Source organism: Capnocytophaga sp. ARDL2 (assembly GCF_041530365.1).
Classification (GTDB): Bacteria; Bacteroidota; Bacteroidia; order Flavobacteriales; family Flavobacteriaceae; genus Flavobacterium.
This window is the reverse complement of sequence record NZ_CP168034.1, coordinates 1437853-1456283: the sequence shown is the minus strand read 5'-3', so window position 1 is coordinate 1456283 and position 18431 is coordinate 1437853. Positions and strand designations below refer to the sequence as shown.

Here is an 18431-nt window from a genome sequence, read left to right as displayed (position 1 = left end):
ACATTTCCAAATTTTCAAATTATAAAATTGAATTTAAAAACTTGTTATGCTCATCGTTTGGGTCGATGTAGCCGTGCAAATACTCGTTGGTAGGCTCGTCGGTGCCGTTGTTTTCTGGAAAGGTGTGGCGGTTTTGTGCATCTCCATATTCTTTGCATTTGGTAGCCAACAACAAAAGATTTTCTTCGATACCTTCTTGTGTTGGCAATCCAGCGGTTTCCATAGCTTGTACAACAGCCGTAGCGATGTCGCTGTTTAGCTTTTCGTAGGCTGTGGCTCGTGCGTTGGCTTCTGTTAATTGGTTTTCCAATTCTGCAAGGCGTTCGGTAGCCGATTCGCTCAAGGCGTTTTCGAGCTTTTCCAATTCTTCTTCGGTAAATCGTGCGTGGGGGGCTTTGTTGCTCAATAGCGAACTATGCATCACCACATCTGTAAGCCCCAATAGGGCAATGATTTTTGTGAATTTCATATAAATAAAAATTTTGTTTCAGGTTTAAGGTTTCAGGTTGTTTTTGTTTCATAACTTGAAACGCTCAAAGAGCTATAATAGATTCATCGCATCTTCTATACTACCCAATTGGTCTATCAATCCTATTTCGAGGGCTTGTTTTGGGGTATAGGTTTTTCCTTTAAATACTTTGCCGTCGTCGGTTAGTTTTTCGCCAAAGTTTTCTTTCATGCGGTCTATAAAACTTTGAGCCAATTCTTCCAATCGTTCGGTGTATAGTGCTTCGTTGCCTTTCATCAGCTCACGCCATTCTTTGTTTTTTTCGGTCGATTGTGGGGCGTATAATTCATAAAACTTTGCCCCCCATTTTTCCAACATGGCTTGATAATCGGCATAAGAAAGCATCGTACCAATAGAACCTATCAAATCGGCATACGGACTCGCCATAATATGATCACAACCACTGGCAATATCCAAGGCAGCCGAACACATATATCCGCTGGTATAGGCAATGGTAGGTTTTGATAGATTTTTGATAGTGTCTGTAAGCTCGGCAGTACCCGATACCATACCACCACCACTGTCTATATTGAGTATAATACCCAACACCTGCGGATTGCTGTCCAACGATTTCAACAAATCGATATAAAAAGAAGTACCCAAACACGCCCAAGAACTATACTTCATTATCGGGCCTACAATACTTATTACTACAGGATACATCGCACCCTCGGCACGAGTATTCATCGCCTGTATAGTAGAAAGATATTTTTGCTCTTTTTCTTCAGCAGATATAGACATCGTCCTTTGTGCCAACGCATATTCCGATAGCAAAGTAGGTATCAATGCCATCAAATACGATTGCTCTATAGCCAAAGGTGTGTTTATAAAGGTATTTCCTATCATTCATAATTGGTTTTATGTGCAATATTACAGCGGTTTGGCTGTATGAAAAACGACATACAATTGACAATTGACAATTAATAATTAATAATTAATAATTGTTCATTATACATTGGTAACCTCCCCTTTTATCACTATTTCGTATTTATCTCTGCCTTGTTCGTCGTTTTTGGTATGATTGTGTACTTCTATGCGTAGAGGTTCATAGACATTACCTATCAAGGTAGTAGCTGTATTGGTAACGAGTTGCACGGCAAAGCGTTTGCTGTTGAGCGATTGCAATAAATATTGCAGGGTGTCGCTTTGCACCTCGGTAAGATACACCCCAAACGAAATATCTATACTATAATAATAGTTGCCTCGTTGTTGTAGGGTTTTTATACTTTGCCGATAATCCTCTGTAATGATATTTTCAAACGAAAAAAGCGGTTGATAACCTTCTGATAATTCGTTTTTGTGATTAATAAACCTAACGGCATAATTAGGATAAATTTTTATATTGCGTATTTCTCTCGAAATACAATCAATTTGGTTTAAAATTGTGGTCATATTGCGAAATTATTTTTTTTGTCCGTAGGGGCGAATGATCATTCGCCCCTACGGGTTTCGATTCTATCTTTCTTTCTGGAAAAATCTCTCATTAGGGCCTGTAGGTAGTTGCTGTTGTCGTCTGTAATGCCGTAATATTCCAAACAATTGAGAATGGTAGTTTTGTAGTCTATACCATAGCATTCTTTATTGAGCAGTGCCTGTTCGTAGATATTTTCACGAAAAAGGCTCTCGATAGATTTTCGCAACAGTTCTTCATGCCCTTTGGTGAGAAATATACCGTGCTTGTTGGCATACGACAATTTTATATGTATGCTATAAAACTCGGTATTTTGTTCTTCTTTTTTGGGTTTGAAATCCCAGCACGACTTGCGTTCCAATAGCGTACTGATCAATACGCCAAACCAATTGTCGGTACCAAGGTGATATTCTTTTCCAAATTTGGTAGTGAGAAACTCTTTCAGATGCTTACTCACAGGTAGATTGATGGTGATGATCATATTCGTTTTTTACTTGATGGTGAAACTTCATTTTCGTTCAAAAAAACAAAATTTTCATCATTGGGATAAAGGACTTCCATTTTGCGTTGGTATTTTTTACCAAAGGCTCCCACATCTTTTTCATAATGTGGTAGCGTATTGTAGATAGCCACTTGTCGTTCGTAGCTCATTTGACCATATTCGTAGATAAAGCCTATTTTTTCGCCCCTGCGATATAGGATCACAAAAATCTCTCGGGTACGATACAGCAAAAAGCCATAAACCGATATTCCTACAAGCGAAGTATCGAACTGCACCATACCTTTTTGGTACAATTCTGCTCGAAATGACTGAAATTCGTCGTTTTTCATAAATTTTTTTTTTTTTCAATTATAGTAGGGCATTTTTTGCCCTTTATCTTCCAACAATCCAACAAAACTATAAATCAGTAAGTTAAGTGTAAAAACAGGCTGTTTTCTGTTGGATGTTGTTGGAAACCGAAAACAATTTCCAACAACATCCAACACTTTCCAACATATTTCCAACACTATTTATATATTAATATATTGATTTTTAATATATTAATCTTGTTGGAAGTGTTGGAAGTTAAAAACACGCTTATAATTTTCGATTTTTATTTTTTTTTCAAAAAAAAATAAATAGTTTACCTATTTTATAATTCCCCTCCTTGGGAGGAAGGCTCCAAAGACTTGGAGGAGAGTATGTGAAAGGGGAGGCTTCTAAAACGCCAACCCGTCCTCCGCATCCTTTTCCTCCTTTATATTATGATTATTGGGGGTTGCAGGGGGTGAAAACAACGATGGCATACCTTGTTGTGCCTCTTTCTGTTCCAATTGCAGGTTCAGGGCAAAGAGAATACTCTCTCTATTGTCTATTTTTTTTAGATCCAATACATAGGCAGAGGTATTGATATTGGCAAAGCGGTGCGATTTTTTTTCTTCTACAAAGCATTTATCCTCTTTCAGTTTTTCCAGTAGTGTAGTCTTGCTTGGGCACGATTCCGAAAATCGCGGAAACCACTCGGTCTGTATTCTATTATATACCTCTGTAAATCGTATGTAGAGCAATTCGCCTTGTATATCCAGCTGCAAACCTAAATGCAGCTTGTTGATTTCGCTTCCACTCAAGCAGGCCACAAACACATCCCAAAAACGGCTGATGACATTGGCAGTATCCAGTTTGCGTTTTAGGTTGCTTACAAACGCATCAAACACATCGAGCATTTCGGCCGTGGTAAAAGGAAAAACAATTTCGTTGGTTTCCTTTAGTATTTCGTGCGTTGCCCCCAATATGGCATAATTAGTAATGATACGATCTATACTACCCTTAAAGGCTTTGCGTTCTTTCAAAATCTTTTTATACATAAAAAATTTTTTGGCAAAGTGCTTTTCAAACAGTGGGCGGTACCAAATCACACGATCCATATAGCCGGTAATATGGTCGGTAGTCATATTTTCCAATTCTTCAAAGGCTTGCGATTCTTCGAGTGTAAATTGGTTTTTGGTCATTTCGCCATAAATCAATCGTGTAAGCACTGCCTCATTTGTGGGCGTTTGGTTGCCAGTAACAATGACACTGCACAATATAGGTGTGCTATCGGTACTCACACGACTGTCGATGGTAGCTCTTTTGTACGAACTTCTGTCCCAAATACCCTTTAGCATACCGTCTATTTCTTTGTCGCCATTGATATACTCAGAAAGATGCACCACCATATTGCTAAACTCTCCAAAACTTCTCAGCATGCCTTTTCCGGTAGATTGTTTACTTTCTATGTTGATAGAATCGTTTTTGCCAATACCAAACATTTTTTTTATGCAGCCATACAGTTCGTCTTTTCCTGTCGATGGAGGTCCGTAGAGAAACAACAACGGAAACCCCTTGGCTACATCTACTATCAAATCTTGATGAGCCGATGCAAAGGCAAACAACATACCCACTACGGCATACTCTCGGTGTACCTTATGCATTTGTGCCAAATAGTCGATAATAGAAACCTGTGGCTTATGTAGTCTGATGCGTTTTTGTTGTACATACTTGTCGGAGATATTTCTATAAATTTCGTTGGCACTAGGTACATAATACGTATGCCCATCATGGTGAAACAGTCCATTTTTGTCTATGGCAATGGGCGGTTTGCCAGGTTCCGTTACCATATTGTTCCAGCAATAAAACCCTTCCGGATTCCACCCCAATACATCTACCTTTCTTCCCACCCCCATTCGATCGTATAGATAAGAGGATAGTTTGTCCAACTCTTTCAAATTGCCCAACCATAAGAAATTGCCCTGATTGGAACAATGTTTTTTAAACTCGAGCGGAGCGGTAAGCCCATCGGCAGGAATATCAAAAATGCGTTCCTCGTTTTTGATGTTGCATATACGCAATAGCTTAGTTGCTTTTTTTTCGTCGTTCATGTGCTGAAGTATTTCTACCGAAAAATTGCTAACGCTCTTGAAGGTATAAGGCGGCTCGAAAGTACTTTGCACAAAAACCTGATTGTCCGATACAAACAGCTGATACTTTTCAATGACAGGCTTTAGTTGGTCCAGGGGCGTAGTTACCCCTTTGGGCAAAAGGTATTCATCACTTTCGTCTTTATCCTGTTGTAGGAGCATAGCCTCTTGTTCTCGCATCAATTCTTTGATAATTTGAGCCTTTTGTTTACCCTCCTTTATCAGTTGGTCGGTGTATATGCTACGCAAAGTGCTATTTTTTACCGAGGCTATTAGCTGTGTAAGCTCACGCAGGGCATTGGCACGGTCGAGCTCGTCTCCGCTTGATAGCTTCTGCACTACCAATTGTTTAAACCCTGTGGTTATGTAGGGTTGCAGAGAGTTTTCCAATCCCAACTGCTGTATTTGCTGTGCATACTTACGGCTATAATCGTCAGGATCAAGCCCCTCGGGCAAGTGGCACACCTCTACCGAAAACCCCTGCGATATAAACACCGGCAGGTATTTCATCATTTTGCCAATACCGGCACTATCACCATCGAGGCAAAGCGTAACCTTTTGGGTATATTTGCCCAACTGCTCTATCTGTATATCGGTAATAGCAGTACCACACACGGCCACTGTATTTTCCAGGCCGTATTTGTGCCAAGCAATCACGTCGTTGTAGCCCTCTACGATATACACACGCTTGGCTTTGAGTATGGCACGATGGGCCGCGTGTATGCCATAGAACGATTCCGACTTTTTGTACAGCTCATTCTCGGCAGGGTTCATCCATTTGGCTTGGTTTTTATCCTCGCTCAAGGCACGAGAGGCAAAACCAGAAATGTTGCCCATACGGTCGTAGATAGGATATACCAACCGATGCCACAGCTTGTCGTTGTTGTTGTCGTTGATCAGCCCCAGTTCTTTGCCCAATGCCACAGCCCCCACTTCCTTAAAAAGATTGTAGATGTACTGCCCCCCCGGTGCGTAGCCCAATTGCCACTCTTTTATATCTTCTACCGTGTAGTGTCGCTTTTGCAGTTCGGCGATGGCATCATGATTTTGTGGCAATTGCAACAAGTGCTGGTGCATACGCTCTGCAATAGCTTTTAGGTATTTACGCAATTGGTTTTTCTTTTCCCTTTTGGCTTGGAAGCGTTGTGTTTGCTCTTGGTTTTCGTATTCTATAGGTATGCCTTTCATTTGAGCAAGAACCTCTACCGCTTCTACAAACGAGAGATTGTTTTTTTGCATTAGCAAAGTGATGGCGTTACCGCTAATGTCGGAGCTGTAGTCTATAAACCTTTGGGTATTGACTTTGATTTGACAGCTCGGAGTCTTTTCAGACTTGAAAGGAGAGCAGCACCAATAGTACGCACCCTTTTTCTGTAGCTTTTCTGCACCTATATACTGAAACACCTCGAGTATATCTACAGACTGCAACAGTTTTTCTATAAATGGTTTTGATATATACATAAATTTATAAATTTAGATCCTTAAAAATTTGGAAATAAATTCGTCTTATTCAAATTTTATTTCTACAAGTTCTATCATCTTGAGGTATTCTCTTTCGTGTTTGTTGCCCTTGTGCGTTTCTTTTACTTTTTCTTTAAATTCTTCTATTGTCCCTTTAAAACAACCACACGCTACTAATATCCCCTCTTTTGACTTGAAAAAAGTAGTGGTTCTGTTTTCAGAGCCAAAGTTTGAAAAAGTGCAATAATCGTTAGTAGAATGTATGATCGCATCTCCGAAAACTATTGCCTCTCCGAAAATTTCTGCATATCCGTAAACTTCTGCATCTCTGAAAACTCTTGCCTCTCCGTAAACTATTGCATGTCCGTAAACTTTTGCATCTCCATAAACTTTTGCATTTCCGTAAACTCTTGCATTTCCGTAAACTTCTGCGTTTCCGTATATTTTTGCATTATCATATACCCAAGCGTTATCGCACAGGTTTTCGTATTTTTCTATAAACCCACCTTTATCTCCTTTTTTTATATCAGCAAAGTCTTTTGTGGCTTCTATTCTGTATAAAGTGCGGTTGTTAAAGATTATTGTTTCGTCTGTAAGTCTGTAATTTCTTTCCATGATTGTTTAATTTTAGTTTTTTATTTCTTTATATAATCTTTCTATTTTTTCTTCTATTTTGGGATGTTGTGTGTACTTTACTCCTGCAAGTAACCTTCCTCGCTCTTGGTTTTCGTATTCTATAGGTATGCCTTTCATTTGAGCAAGAACCTCTACCGCTTCTACAAACGAGAGATTGTTTTTTTGCATTAGCAAAGTGATGGCGTTACCGCTAATGTCGGAGCTGTAGTCTATAAACCTTTGGGTATTGACTTTGATTTGACAGCTCGGAGTCTTTTCAGACTTGAAAGGAGAGCAGCACCAATAGTACGCACCCTTTTTCTGTAGCTTTTCTGCACCTATATACTGAAACACCTCGAGTATATCTACAGACTGTAACAGTTTTTCTATAAATGGTTTTGATATATACATAAATTTATAAATTTAGATCCTTAAAAATTTGGAAATAAATTCGTCTTATTCAAATTTTATTTCTGCAAGCTCTATCATCTTGAGGTATTCTCTTTCGTGTTTGTTGCCCTTGTGCGTTTCTTTTACTTTTTCTTTAAATTCTTCTATTGTCCCTTTAAAACAACCACACGCTACTAATATCCCCTCTTTTGACTTGAAAAAAGTAGTTGTCCTATTCATCGAGCCAAAGTTTGAAAAAGTGCAATAATCGTTAGTAGAATGTATGATCGCATCTCCGAAAACTATTGCCTCTCCGAAAATTTCTGCATATCCGAAAACTTCTGCATCTCCGAAAACTCTTGCCTCTCCGTAAACTATTGCATTTTCATAAACTATTGCATTTTCATAAACTATTGCACTTCCGTAAACTATTGCATTTCCGTAAACTTTTGCCTCTCCGAAAACTCTTGCATTTTCGAAAACTCTTGCCTCTCCGAAAACTTCTGCATTTTCGCAAACTCTTGCTTTTCCGTAAACTCTTGCATTTTCGAAAACTCTTGCATGTCCGAAAACTTGTGCATTTTCGCAAACTCTTGCATGTCCGTAAACTTTTGCATCTCCATAAACTTTTGCATATTCGTAAACTCTTGCATGTCCGAAAACTTTTGCATCTCCATAAACTTTTGCATATTCGTAAACTCTTGCATGTCCGTAAACTCTTGCTCTTTCGAAAACTTTTGCATTTTCGAAAACTCTCGCATTTTCGCAAACTCTTGCTCTTCCGAAAACTTGTGCATATCCTAAAACACTTGCGCCTCCGTAAACTTCTGCATATTCATAAACTCTTGCGTTTCCGTAAACTCTTGCATTTTCGCAAACTCTTGCATCTTCGTAAACTTTTGCATTATCATATACCCAAGCGTTATCGCACAGGTTTTCGTATTTTTCTATAAACCCACCTTTATCTCCTTTTTTTATATCAGCAAAGTCTTTTGTGGCTTCTATTCTGTATAAAGTGCGGTTGTTAAAGATTATTGTTTCGTCTGTAAGTCTGTAATTTCTTTCCATGATTGTTTAATTTTAGTTTTTTATTTCTTTATGCAATCTTTCGATTTTTTCTTCTATTTTGGGATGTTGTGTGTACTTTACTCCTGCAAGTAACCTTCCTCGCTCTTGGTTGATGTACATACGCTCCCAGTCTTTGAGTGTGCGTCCGTTTTGTCGGTCGTATTCCAGTACCTCGTGCAATAGATACAATCGGTTTTGGTATCTTTTTTTTTCTTTTTTTTCTTCTTTGATGAGTTCGCTTGGTTTAGACATAGCAAATGTGTATAATTTCATTTTCTTGTTGTTTTATCTTGATACTTAACACTCCTGCCTTTAAAAAGGCTTCACCACATGATGTTCTATTTTTATCAGTTGCATATCTATCATGCGACGCCGTACAAAAGTGGTGTTTACAGAGATTTCTTCTTTTATGAGCGTGTTGAACTCTGCACTACATACAAACTTGCGTTTGCGAAAAACAGCCTTGCAAAACTGTCTATAAATCATTTCTCTTGCCATATATATAAAATTTAGAAATTTCTCATTACTCATTAATCATTAATCATTAATCATTACTCATTAATCATTGCTCTCTTGCAACTTTATCAAAAACTCTATGAGGTAGTTGCGTATTTGGTTGCGGTCTATGGGCGATTTTAGGGGCGATGAGAGAGGCGGTTGGGTTTTGGGTTTTTGTAGAGTTTGCTTTTCGACAAACGCACGAAACCGTTTTTTTTCCTCCTCGCACAATGCCATATAAATCTGAAAAACGGTTTCGGCATTCATCACATCAATAAATAATTAAATATGAAAAGCAAACATTGTTTTTATATTTTACACGCCAGATACCCATCCAAATCTTTATAAGTAGCCTTTCTATGCTCTATATCGCAGATTTTTACGCCGCAGATATAGAGAGAGCGAGTAGCCGTAGCGTTGTACAATTGACTCCAGATGACACGCACCTGAGAGGTTTTGATTTTTACACATTTTCTGACGATGCGTGCCAGGATGTTTTTTACAGTATTCGTATTTTTTCTGTTTTTCATTCTCATTTCCACAAACTGTGGGTGTGTGATTAGGTTTTTCATAACTTACTGATTTAGGATATTATTAACTGCTTTTTCGGTGGCTTGGTCTATCTCTTTAGATAGTTGCTTGTAATCTCTCAGTACATTGTCTGCCATTAGCCCCTTGCGGTCGCCTTTGAGTATTTGGCGGACATATCTCGCTGAATACCCATACATTTCGGCTACTTTATTTACTGCCAATGGGTGATACTTTTCTCTTTTTTGCTTACTTTTGTTCATTGCTTTATTTTGTTCCTTTTGTTGGTGCAAATATACGACAGAAATTCTGTAATAAACAAATTTTTTCGACAGAAATTTTGACATTTAAAATTTTAAATATATGAATCCAAGTATAAATGAACGCTTTATTGAATGCGTAAATGAAACATTATCAGAGAAAACCACTTCAAAAACTGATATTGCAAAAAATTTAAAAATAGGTAGAACCAATCTGTCAGAAATTCTGAACAGAAGAATGAATGTTAGCATAGATACATTATCTGCTTTTTGCTTATTGTATGGATATGACCCTATATGGATGATTTTTGGGGAGGGAACAAAGGAGGAAAAACGTCCTCTAAATATTGATTACAAGGAATTGGCAGAAGCAAGAGAGGAAATAATACAGGGACAAAAAAGAGAAATTACCTTATTAGAGGAAAACAACGCCTTTCAAAAAGAAAAAATCAAGCAATTGGAGCAAGAGATATCGGCATTAAAAAAGTCGGGAGTTACTAAAAATGCTGATAAAGAAGTATTACAAACATGAATTGAAATTTTTAAATAATTGAAATATGGAACCACAACATTACACACCGCAACAAGCAGAACAGCTATTTACAACTTTTGAGCGTTTTGGTTTTAAAAGAGTAAAAGAGATAAATAATAGAATATATTACCAAAAGGGTGAACATCTACTTATTTACCGAAAGGGATATTTTTATATGGGTAATAAAAGTATAAGTAGTTTTTCTATTGATGATGATGGCATACGAAGCGTATTGTACTACACTCGTTCTTCAGAAAAGCAATTTTTGAATAAATTTATAATTGAAGAGGAACCAGATAAACTCAAAAAAACTTATGCTTTAAAGTGGGGTATAGAGGAACAATTAAAGTACATAAACAATATATGCGAATATCACTTTCATACTTTAACTCCTGTAAAGCGTGAGAAATATTTCGAGCAAAAACAAAGACTTGAAAACATCATCAAGGAAATAGAAAAAATAGAATTATACGGTTAATTTATAGATAGTGTTTTAGGGTAAAAAACACTTTTTTTGAGAGAAACGAGGTATCAAATAGGTGTGCAAAGGGGTCGTTTTTAGCGATTTACCCTGAGGTTTTTCGCACCTATTTGGTACACTTTTTATAGTAAAAACCGCCTTTTTTCCGAAGTTAAGTATTTGAAAATGTGATAGTTAAAAAGTTATGAAAAAATTCATAACCCTGAGGTCACGGGTTCAAATCCCGTCCTCGCTACTACGCTGTAAGTCGTGTCCACAAAGGCTTACAGCGTTTTTTTATTCCCCTTGTGTTTTGCAAAACGGTCAAAAAAACGGTCAAATTATGCGATACACAGAAATCAAAGTCTATCCCAAAAATTGGGAAAAGAACATCAAAGCCAACTTAAACAAAGAATGGTATCTTTATTATGAATTTGATAAAAAACAAATCAGATTCAAATCAGGTGTAAACTGCTGCAAGACATTAGAAGAAAAACAGAATTTTACAAGGTATTTAATTGATAACGAATATCGTAATTTAAAAAACGGTTATAATCCTATTACAAAAGAATTTATTAATCCTTATGATTCTGTAAGTGAACACACTCCTTTTATCCTTGCTCTAAAAATAGCTTCTAAAAAAATCAAAGTTTCTAAAAGCACTTTGGTAGGTGTTGAAAATGCTATTAAAATCATTGAACAAATCGCCTTGAAAACAGGTCATGCCAACATTGAAATTTCTAAAATCAGAAAAAGAGATGTAAGAATAATGATGGATATAGTCCTCGAACAAAAATATTCAAACGACAAATACAACAAAATCAAATCCTATTTAGGAATATTGTATAATTATTTTGTCGATATGGAAATTTTTGAGCATAATTACATCCACTATATCCGTAAACTTCCTCATACACCAAAGAAAAGAGAAATTTACAGAGAAGATGATATTGAAAAAATCAACTCACTGAAAGATTATCATTATGAATTATGGAGATTCCTTGTAATTTTTCATAGTTCACAATCTCGACTATCAGAACTTCGTGAAGTGAAAATCAATGATATTGATATGAAAAATCAAACTTTCACTATTTTTGAAAAGAAAGGAAAAAATTATAAAGATGTAATGAAACCTATTAATATTCACACGGAGTATCTTTGGAAAGAATTGTTGAAAGAGAAGAAAAAAGGAGATATTTATTTGTTTGGAGAAAATTTTAGACCATCGGAAAATCCTCTAACCAAAGATAAATTTGACTCTGCTTTCAAATATTGGAAGAAGAAATTAGGGATAACCAAAACAGCCTATGCCCTGCGTCATACCTTTGCGAATAACATAGCAAATGAATTTGGAATTGAAGTTGCTCAAAAAGTGTTAGGACATACCAGTCAAAGAACTACTGAAATTTATGCGGTGGATTATCGAGAAAATTTAGTGAAAGAACAAAGTAAATTAAGACCTTTGTTTTTATAATTCCTTTCTTTTACCTTTGTAAAAACCAATTACAATGAAAAAAGAAAGCAAATTACAATCCGCCTGTGTGCGGTGGTTTCGTTATGCGTTTCCAAATGATTTGATTTTTGCAATTCCTAATGGTGGAAGTAGAAACAAATTGGAAGCTGTGAACCTAAAAAATGAAGGTGTGTTGGCTGGTGTTGCCGACTTGCAAGTTATCAGCAAAAACAAAACACTTTTCATTGAAATGAAAACTGAAAAAGGTAGGCAAAATCCAAACCAAAAAATCTTTGAAGAAAGGGTCAGAAAATTAGGTTTTGATTATTTTGTGTGCCGCTCTTTCGATGAATTTCAAAAAGTGATTGTTTCAAATATTGTGAAATAATTTCTATATCATTGAAGTATTTCTATTAGAATAAAAAAATCCCTACCACGGCTCAATGGTAGGGATTGGGCGTTAAAAATAAGATTAGATACTAACCGAGCCTATTTTTTTACTAATGTCTTTTAAAGCAAAATTTAAGGTTTTTATTTCTTCTTCAGTAAAAGTGGCAGGTTTGCCATTGACTGTATTTTCATTGAGCCTTTGGTAAAACCATTGGGGCGTTTTTCCAAAATACTCTTTGGCAATATAGGAAATAGAAATAATGTTGCTAATTTCATCTAATCGTTTTTTAGCTACTAATTTTTCTGCTCTATCTGCCGATTCTGTAATACATTCCAACATCGCATCTGCCCACGCTTGTGGGTTTTCTACTCGTAATTGGTCTGTTTCTTTTTGTATTTGTTGCTTTTCTTCAAGAGTAGTTGCTTTTGAATATCTATCTCTTAGTTCTTTTACTTTTTCAAACATAATTTTATAGTTTTAGTGAAACAAAGCCCCCTATCTGCTGAGGGCTTTTAACGCTTTTACCAATCGGTTGATTTCTTTATCTACAATTTTTTTGTAATTGGGTCGAACTCTTGTCAGTTCGTTATAATTGTCTAAGTAATAGTCTAAATCACTTTTCAACCGTAGCCTTTCGGATTCTCTTTCTTCATCTGTCATATCTTTTCTTATTTTTAACTATACAAATATAATAACATTTTTGTAATTACACAAACTTTTTTTCATTTTTTTCTCAAAAAAGCCCCTCCTTGGGAGAGGTTGGGGAGGAAAAAAAATGCCCTACCGAAAAGGCAGGGCAAGGGTGTTGAATTAATATAGACAAAAGTCTACACCAAATCTATAGAAGCCAATTCAGCTCCATAAGATTTGATACCTTGAAATATCTTCTGAACTTGTTTTTCAGATGGATATTTTTTACCTGTTTTGTATTGAGAAATTAAAGAATTGTTGATGCCCATTTTTTCGCTCAATGCCAAAATATTGATACCATTGTAATAATCGAAAAATTGTGCTAAATCAAATTTTACTACAATATCTTTTTCAGTAGCCAGTGGCAAATTTTCTTCTTCTAAAAATAAATTGAGAGCTTCCAACATATTTTCCTTTAATTCTTTGTAGGTTTTTGCTGTGGTTGCCGCATTATACTCTTCCGAGTAAGCAGAATAACCTGTATTGGTCTTTTCTACGATAAATGTTGCTTTCATAATTCTTTTTATTTTATTTTAGTAATACTATTGGGATTATTCTCCCAATAGTATCTTTTTGATTTTCTTTTCCATTCCCTTACCTACTTCATTCGCTCCGTGGTTGGGTACACTAAATGTTTCTTTTGTGATAGGGCTGTACCAAATTTCGTGGCTTCCTTTGGCATCTCTAAGTTTATAGCAACCCCTTTTCTTCAAGAACCGTAGCAATTCGTTTGTTTTCATAGAGCTTTTATCTTTAATAATTCAACAATACAAAGGTAAAATATTTTTTACTTTCATACAAGTTTTTCAACATTTTTTTTCATTTTTTTTCAAAAAAAAAGCCCCTCCTTTAGAGGGCTTAGGAGAAAAATTAAAATCTCTCCTGTGGATAGAATAATTTATTTTGCTCCTCGTTGTTCAATCCCCTTCGTTTGCTACCGTCGGCGGTGTGCATAAACACTACTTGATTATAAGCATAATCATACCCCAAAGAAAATTCACCATACACTCTCAAAATACGGTCGTGTACTTGTACATCAGAGATAGTAGCAGGGTTATCTACTTCGTCAATCAATTTCAACAAGTTTTTGTCGATAGTAGAAACAATGGTGCCTTTGGTAAGGTTTGGAATACCGATAATGGTACGCTTACCTAACCTTGTGCGTGTAGCATCGGTTTGAAATTGCGATTGTCCATAAGTATCTTCGTAAGCAATTCTATAATCTTCCGCATCAGATTCGTTCATAAACAAGAATCTTACTTTAGGCTTCATACGACTTGGAATATTTTTTTCGTAGTTCTGCACCACATCCAAGATATTTGCCGTAGTGATAGCCTCACCAGGAATAAAAAATACAGGATTGTCTGTATCTGCGGCAATTTTCTTATGGATTTCGTTCAACCCGTCCATCGATGTACCAAAAGTAGGGCTAGAAGCTCCTTTTTGAAACTCATCAAATTTTTCCGTTTACCGATAGCCAGTTTACATCATCGATAATTTTTTCTCTTAGCATAGAAGTAGCCAAGCGAGAAATAGATTTGTCTTTGACACCTTTGCTTTCGTCATACATATCCTCAAACCACGAACCTATGATTTCAGCAGGATCGAGTTCAAAGTCTATTTTTTGATGATAGTTAGTCAATCGCTTGGAAATAAATTTGATATCGCCATAAGGTGTAAAATTCTTCGAGTCGAAAATTTGCACCACATTACTCATCAATGCCTGTACAGTAGGATAATGCCCTTTTACCTTCGTAACCGTACGAGCATAGCGGTTCAACAATACTTCTGGAGACAAAATAGCCCCCTGAATAAAATGTGGTTTCGTACCAATGTAGCGAACCAATTCATTTTTCACTTGGTTGATGTCTATAGTTTTATTCATAGTAATGATTTAATAATTAGTAATTTAAAAATTGAGAGACTGAAAAAATCCTCCCTACCTTCCGATAGCTATCAAAAAAAATAACATTTTAAAATTTCCAAATTATAAAATTGAATTTAAAAACTTGTTATGCTCATCGTTGGGATTCATGTAGCCGTACAGCAACCCATTGGTAGGCTCGTCTTTGCCGTTGTTTTCTGAAAAAGTATGGCGGTTTTGTGCATCGCCATATTCTTTGCATTTGGCAGCCAACAACAAAAGGTTTTCTTCGATACCTTCTTGTGCTTCCAAACCAGCGGTTTCCATAGCTTGTACGAACACATATAGCCACTGGTATAGGCTATAGTAGGTTTTGCAAGATTTTTGATAGTGTCTGTAAGCTCGGCAATACCCGATACCATACCTCCACCACTGTCTATATTTAGGACAATACCCAACACCTGCGGATTGCTGTCCAACGATTTCAACAAATCGGCATAAAAAGAAGTACCCAAACACGCCCAAGAGCTATACTTTATTATAGGCCCTACAATACTTATTACCACCGGATACATCGCACCCTCGGCACGAGTATTCATCCCCTGTATCGTAGAAAGATATTTTTGCTCTTTTTCTTCAGCAGAAATAGAAACAGCCCTTTGTACCAACGCATATTCAGATAGCAATGTAGGTATCAATGCCATAAAATACGATTGCTCTATAGCCAAAGGTGTGTTTATAAAGGTATTTCCTATCATTCGCAATTGATTTTATATGCAATATTACAGCGATTGGGCTATGTAAAAAACGACATACCATTAACAATTATACAACGGTTATCTCTCCTTTTATCACTATTTTGTATTTATCCCTACCCTGTTCGTCATTTGTGGTGTGGTTGTGCACTTCGATGCGTAGAGGTTCGTAGATATTTCCTATCAAGGTAGTAGCTGTATTGGTAACGAGTTGCACGGCAAAGCGTTTGCAGTTGAGCGATTGTAGCAAATATTGCAAAGTCTCGCTTTGCTCCTCGGTAAGATACACACCAAACGAAATATCTATACTATAACCCGTTGTGCATTTTAAATTATACTTGCTTTAATTTTATTTATTTCCTTTTTTAATACAAATTTGTTAATGTATTGAATTAAGGTTAAAGCAGTTATTTTACTGATAATTCGTGTTTTAAAACCGTTGAATGATTTAGCATAATTCCTTTTAATCATAAATTGATCACAAAGTTGAGAAAATAGAGTTTCGATTCTTTTTCTCTTCTTTTTGAATAAATAAAATTGAGGTTTGTAATCTTTTTGATTTATTCTTTTAGGTGTATCTAACTGAATAGTAGCAGTGTTAAACAAATCTAATTGATATTGTGACGATATATAACCTCTATCACCAATCAAAACGCAATTTTGAATTTGAGAACTAACATCTTTTAAATAATGAACATCGTGAACAGATGCTGGAGTCATATCTAAACTTTGTACAATACCTTCTATTGAACAGATTATGTGTAATTTATATCCAAAATAATGTAACTTCTGACTAGCACAAAAACCATAATCAGGATATGAAAAACTTTCGTCTCTACAAATTTTACTTCTCATTGCTCTAGCATTTTCACATATTTTCAAAGGCATACTATCAATTACAAAATAACTCTCCTCTCTATTAAAACACATTGCAAGTTTTTCCCTAATCTGATTTATATAATAAAAAAGATTTCGTTTTCTTTTGTTATAAACACTTCTTTCTATTTTGTTTTTCAAAGAATTAGGTATTTTTCTAAAGAGTTGTAATTCACTATCAATACTTAAATATTCTGCTGTTAAATTTAAACTCACCAATTCTAAATCACTCATTTTTGGCTTTCTCCTTTGATAAGGTAAAAGTTGATGAGGAAAAAAATCTTCTAAAACTTCTAAAATTCTTTCGTATATTTGCTCTAAGTTGTTCATTTTTTATTTGTTTTAGCGAACTAAATATACTGAATTTCAGTTAAATGAACAACTTTTTTTATTTTATTTCATAATGCACAACAGGTTATACTATAATAATAGTTGCTCCTCTGTTGTAGAGTTTTTATATTTGGCTGATAATCCTCTGTAATGATATCTTCAAACAAAAAAATCGGTTGGTAGCCTTCTGACAATTCGTTTTTGTGATTCAAAAGCATCACAGCAAAATGCGGATAAATTTTTATACTGCGTATTTCTCTCGAAATACAATCCATTTGGTTTAAAATTGTGGTCATATTGCGAAATTATTTTTTTGTCTGTTCAATAAAAAAAAATACACACACCACCCTTTAGACACCCCTCTTTTTTAAAAAAAGGATATCATACACCCCTACGGATTTCTATTTTATCTTTCTTTCTAGAAAAATCTCTCATTAGAGCTTGAAGGTAGTTGCTATTATCGTCGGTAATACCGTAGTATTCCAAACAATTGAGAATCGTCGTTTTGTAGTCTATACCGTAGCACTCTTTATTGAGCAATGCCTGCTCGTAGATATTTTCACGAAATAGACTCTCGATAGCTTTTCGCAACAGATTTTCATGCCCTTTGGTAAGAAATATACCGTGCTTGTTGGCATACGACAGGCGTATATGTATGCTATAAAACTCGGTATTTTGCTCTTCTTTCTTAGGCTTGAAATCCCAGCACGACTTGCGTTCCAATAGCGTACTGATCAATATACCAAACCAGTTGTCTGTACCAGGATGATATTCTTTTCCAAATTTGGTAGTGAGAAACTCTTTCAGATGCTTACTCACAGGTAGGTTGATGGTGATGATCATTTCTTTTGTTAGCATTAAATATTATGTATCTTGTATAGTTGTAATAAGCTTATTGGTACACAATTTAGCATTCTTTCAATTTTATAAAACTTTATATTATAGAAAAACAAGCATTCTACATGTCTACAAGATACAGTTAGTACACACTTCGTTTTTTACTTGATGGTGATATTTCATTTTTGTTCAAAAAAACAAAATTTTCATCATTGGGATAAAGGACTTCCATTTTGCGTTGGTATTTTTTACCAAAGGCTTCCACATCTTTTTCATAATGAGGTAGCGTATTGTAGATAGCCACTTGTCGTTCGTAGCTCATTTGACCATATTCGTAGATAAAGCCTATTTTTTCGCCCCCGCGATACAGTATCACAAAAATCTCTCGGGTACGATACAGCAAAAAGCCATAAACCGATATTCCTACAAGCGAAGTATCAAACTGCACCATACCTTTTTGGTACAATTCTTCGCGAAATGACTGAAATTCGTCGTTTTTCATAAAAAAAATTTTTTTTCAATTTTAGTAAGCCCTTTTTTGCCCTTCATCTTCCAACAATCCAAAAA

30 protein-coding genes are annotated in these 18431 nt (G+C 35.8%); 4 read left to right on the top strand and 26 right to left on the bottom strand.

Going from position 1 to position 18431, the window contains the following annotated elements:
- Positions 1 to 19: 19 nt before the first annotated feature.
- The 14 genes from AB4865_RS07280 to AB4865_RS07215 form a co-directional block, all read right to left on the bottom strand.
- Positions 20 to 469 (bottom strand): hypothetical protein, encoded by a 450-nt coding sequence (locus AB4865_RS07280; RefSeq protein WP_372472616.1) that lies wholly within the window; start codon positions 467 to 469, stop codon positions 20 to 22.
- A 72-nt stretch (positions 470 to 541) separates the two neighbouring features.
- A complete protein-coding gene (locus AB4865_RS07275; RefSeq protein WP_372472614.1) occupies positions 542 to 1354 on the bottom strand; it encodes a S49 family peptidase in 813 nt (270 codons plus the stop codon).
- Positions 1355 to 1456: 102 nt separating this feature from the next.
- Complete coding sequence (locus AB4865_RS07270; RefSeq protein WP_372472613.1) at positions 1457 to 1900, bottom strand: hypothetical protein; 444 nt, start codon at positions 1898 to 1900, stop codon at positions 1457 to 1459.
- A gap of 38 nt (positions 1901 to 1938) precedes the next feature.
- Positions 1939 to 2400, bottom strand: coding sequence for a hypothetical protein (locus tag AB4865_RS07265; protein WP_372472612.1), 462 nt, complete (start codon positions 2398 to 2400; stop codon positions 1939 to 1941).
- Positions 2397 to 2750 (bottom strand): hypothetical protein, encoded by a 354-nt coding sequence (locus AB4865_RS07260; RefSeq protein ID WP_372472610.1) that lies wholly within the window; start codon positions 2748 to 2750, stop codon positions 2397 to 2399. The genes AB4865_RS07265 and AB4865_RS07260 overlap by 4 nt, the downstream gene beginning before the upstream one ends.
- 369 nt (positions 2751 to 3119) lie before the next feature.
- Positions 3120 to 6317, bottom strand: a complete 3198-nt coding sequence (gene dnaG / locus AB4865_RS07255) for a DNA primase (RefSeq protein WP_372472609.1) — start codon at positions 6315 to 6317, stop codon at positions 3120 to 3122.
- Positions 6318 to 6362: 45 nt separating this feature from the next.
- A complete protein-coding gene (locus AB4865_RS07250; RefSeq protein WP_372472607.1) occupies positions 6363 to 6932 on the bottom strand; it encodes a hypothetical protein in 570 nt (189 codons plus the stop codon).
- Between the two features lie 12 nt (positions 6933 to 6944).
- The gene (locus AB4865_RS07245) at positions 6945 to 7343 is read right to left on the bottom strand and encodes a CHC2 zinc finger domain-containing protein (protein ID WP_372472606.1); all 399 of its coding nucleotides are present in this window, start codon (positions 7341 to 7343) and stop codon (positions 6945 to 6947) included.
- Between the two features lie 45 nt (positions 7344 to 7388).
- Positions 7389 to 8390: a hypothetical protein gene (locus AB4865_RS07240; RefSeq protein ID WP_372472605.1), complete on the bottom strand. Its 1002-nt coding sequence runs from the start codon at positions 8388 to 8390 to the stop codon at positions 7389 to 7391.
- A gap of 12 nt (positions 8391 to 8402) precedes the next feature.
- On the bottom strand, positions 8403 to 8663 hold the full coding sequence (locus AB4865_RS07235) for a hypothetical protein (protein WP_372472604.1): 261 nt from the start codon (positions 8661 to 8663) through the stop codon (positions 8403 to 8405).
- Between the two features lie 39 nt (positions 8664 to 8702).
- On the bottom strand, positions 8703 to 8888 hold the full coding sequence (locus tag AB4865_RS07230) for a hypothetical protein (RefSeq protein WP_372472603.1): 186 nt from the start codon (positions 8886 to 8888) through the stop codon (positions 8703 to 8705).
- Between the two features lie 60 nt (positions 8889 to 8948).
- Positions 8949 to 9155: a hypothetical protein gene (locus AB4865_RS07225; RefSeq protein ID WP_372472602.1), complete on the bottom strand. Its 207-nt coding sequence runs from the start codon at positions 9153 to 9155 to the stop codon at positions 8949 to 8951.
- Positions 9156 to 9196: 41 nt separating this feature from the next.
- Positions 9197 to 9460, bottom strand: a complete 264-nt coding sequence (locus tag AB4865_RS07220) for a hypothetical protein (protein ID WP_372472600.1) — start codon at positions 9458 to 9460, stop codon at positions 9197 to 9199.
- Positions 9461 to 9463: 3 nt separating this feature from the next.
- Positions 9464 to 9679, bottom strand: coding sequence for a hypothetical protein (locus AB4865_RS07215; protein WP_372472599.1), 216 nt, complete (start codon positions 9677 to 9679; stop codon positions 9464 to 9466).
- Positions 9680 to 9779: 100 nt separating this feature from the next.
- On the opposite strand from AB4865_RS07215, the gene AB4865_RS07210 reads away from it, so the two are divergent.
- The 4 genes from AB4865_RS07210 to AB4865_RS07195 all read left to right on the top strand — a co-directional run bounded on the left by AB4865_RS07210 (position 9780) and on the right by AB4865_RS07195 (position 12509).
- A complete protein-coding gene (locus AB4865_RS07210; protein WP_372472598.1) occupies positions 9780 to 10208 on the top strand; it encodes a helix-turn-helix domain-containing protein in 429 nt (142 codons plus the stop codon).
- Between the two features lie 25 nt (positions 10209 to 10233).
- Positions 10234 to 10686: a hypothetical protein gene (locus tag AB4865_RS07205; protein WP_372472597.1), complete on the top strand. Its 453-nt coding sequence runs from the start codon at positions 10234 to 10236 to the stop codon at positions 10684 to 10686.
- Between the two features lie 325 nt (positions 10687 to 11011).
- Positions 11012 to 12142: a tyrosine-type recombinase/integrase gene (locus AB4865_RS07200; RefSeq protein WP_372472596.1), complete on the top strand. Its 1131-nt coding sequence runs from the start codon at positions 11012 to 11014 to the stop codon at positions 12140 to 12142.
- A 34-nt stretch (positions 12143 to 12176) separates the two neighbouring features.
- The gene (locus AB4865_RS07195; RefSeq protein ID WP_372472595.1) at positions 12177 to 12509 is read left to right on the top strand and encodes a VRR-NUC domain-containing protein; all 333 of its coding nucleotides are present in this window, start codon (positions 12177 to 12179) and stop codon (positions 12507 to 12509) included.
- A gap of 84 nt (positions 12510 to 12593) precedes the next feature.
- On the opposite strand, the gene AB4865_RS07190 is transcribed toward AB4865_RS07195, so the two are convergent.
- From AB4865_RS07190 to AB4865_RS07135, 12 genes are all read right to left on the bottom strand, one after another.
- A complete protein-coding gene (locus AB4865_RS07190; RefSeq protein ID WP_372472594.1) occupies positions 12594 to 12977 on the bottom strand; it encodes a DUF5053 domain-containing protein in 384 nt (127 codons plus the stop codon).
- Positions 12978 to 13007: 30 nt separating this feature from the next.
- Positions 13008 to 13172: a hypothetical protein gene (locus AB4865_RS07185; RefSeq protein WP_372472593.1), complete on the bottom strand. Its 165-nt coding sequence runs from the start codon at positions 13170 to 13172 to the stop codon at positions 13008 to 13010.
- A 167-nt stretch (positions 13173 to 13339) separates the two neighbouring features.
- Positions 13340 to 13717: a helix-turn-helix domain-containing protein gene (locus AB4865_RS07180; protein ID WP_372472592.1), complete on the bottom strand. Its 378-nt coding sequence runs from the start codon at positions 13715 to 13717 to the stop codon at positions 13340 to 13342.
- Between the two features lie 36 nt (positions 13718 to 13753).
- Positions 13754 to 13942, bottom strand: coding sequence for a type II toxin-antitoxin system HicA family toxin (locus tag AB4865_RS07175; RefSeq protein ID WP_372472591.1), 189 nt, complete (start codon positions 13940 to 13942; stop codon positions 13754 to 13756).
- A 130-nt stretch (positions 13943 to 14072) separates the two neighbouring features.
- Positions 14073 to 14612 carry a hypothetical protein gene (locus AB4865_RS07170; RefSeq protein ID WP_372472590.1) on the bottom strand — a complete coding sequence of 180 codons (540 nt, stop codon included), beginning with the start codon at positions 14610 to 14612 and terminating at the stop codon, positions 14073 to 14075.
- Positions 14613 to 14655: 43 nt separating this feature from the next.
- On the bottom strand, positions 14656 to 15087 hold the full coding sequence (locus AB4865_RS07165; protein WP_372472589.1) for a hypothetical protein: 432 nt from the start codon (positions 15085 to 15087) through the stop codon (positions 14656 to 14658).
- A gap of 146 nt (positions 15088 to 15233) precedes the next feature.
- Positions 15234 to 15824 (bottom strand): hypothetical protein, encoded by a 591-nt coding sequence (locus AB4865_RS07160; protein WP_372472587.1) that lies wholly within the window; start codon positions 15822 to 15824, stop codon positions 15234 to 15236.
- 67 nt (positions 15825 to 15891) lie between these two features.
- Positions 15892 to 16080 carry a hypothetical protein gene (locus AB4865_RS07155; RefSeq protein ID WP_372472586.1) on the bottom strand — a complete coding sequence of 63 codons (189 nt, stop codon included), beginning with the start codon at positions 16078 to 16080 and terminating at the stop codon, positions 15892 to 15894.
- Between the two features lie 68 nt (positions 16081 to 16148).
- Positions 16149 to 17027, bottom strand: coding sequence for an IS982 family transposase (locus AB4865_RS07150; RefSeq protein WP_372472445.1), 879 nt, complete (start codon positions 17025 to 17027; stop codon positions 16149 to 16151).
- A gap of 68 nt (positions 17028 to 17095) precedes the next feature.
- Positions 17096 to 17323 carry a hypothetical protein gene (locus tag AB4865_RS07145; RefSeq protein ID WP_372472585.1) on the bottom strand — a complete coding sequence of 76 codons (228 nt, stop codon included), beginning with the start codon at positions 17321 to 17323 and terminating at the stop codon, positions 17096 to 17098.
- Positions 17324 to 17408: 85 nt separating this feature from the next.
- On the bottom strand, positions 17409 to 17870 hold the full coding sequence (locus AB4865_RS07140) for a hypothetical protein (protein WP_372472584.1): 462 nt from the start codon (positions 17868 to 17870) through the stop codon (positions 17409 to 17411).
- A 136-nt stretch (positions 17871 to 18006) separates the two neighbouring features.
- Positions 18007 to 18366, bottom strand: a complete 360-nt coding sequence (locus AB4865_RS07135) for a hypothetical protein (protein ID WP_372472583.1) — start codon at positions 18364 to 18366, stop codon at positions 18007 to 18009.
- Between the last annotated feature and the right edge of the window lie 65 nt (positions 18367 to 18431).